Annotated in this window: 1 protein-coding gene; it reads left to right on the top strand. The window is 73.5% G+C overall.

The window, feature by feature from the left end; all coding sequences use genetic code 11:
- On the top strand, positions 1–558 hold a 558-nt coding region (locus RMP09_RS16165), incomplete at both ends, for a sensor histidine kinase (protein WP_310567010.1).

Raw genomic sequence — 558 nt, 5'->3', positions numbered from 1 at the left:
GTGCAGGCCCGCACCACCGAGCTGAGCGCGGCGCTGGCGGCGCTGCAGCAGGTCGACCAGCGCCGGCGGCAGCTGTTCGCCGACGTCAGCCACGAACTGCGCACGCCGGCCACGGCGATCCGCGGCGAGGCCCAGGTGGCCTTGCGCGGCCGCGACAAGCCGATCGAGGAGTACAAGGACTCGTTGCGCCGCGTCGCCGACACCGCCGCACAGCTCGGCCAGGTGATCGACGACCTGTTGGTCGTCGCGCGGGAGGACATCGACGCGCTCGCCGTCCGGCGCGAGCCCATCGACCTGCGCGATCCCATCGCTGCCGCGCTGGAGCAGGCGCGTGGGCTGGCGGGTTCGCAGCAGGTGCGCGTGGAATCGGCGCCTCCGCCGGTGCATGCCATGCCCGTGCTGGGCGACGCGCCGCGCTTGCAGCAACTGCTTGCCGTGCTGCTGGACAACGCGGTGCGCTACTCGCGGCCCGGCGGCATGGTGCGGCTGCAGGTCGAGCCGCTGCAGCCGCAGGATCAGCCGCCGCAGTGGGACCTGCGGGTTGAGGACCGAGGCATC

Source organism: Hydrogenophaga sp., from assembly GCF_031426985.1.
GTDB lineage: Bacteria > Pseudomonadota > Gammaproteobacteria > Burkholderiales > Burkholderiaceae_C > Hydrogenophaga.
The sequence above is the reverse complement of the archived record's forward strand: the minus strand, read 5'-3'. Positions and strand labels throughout refer to the sequence as shown.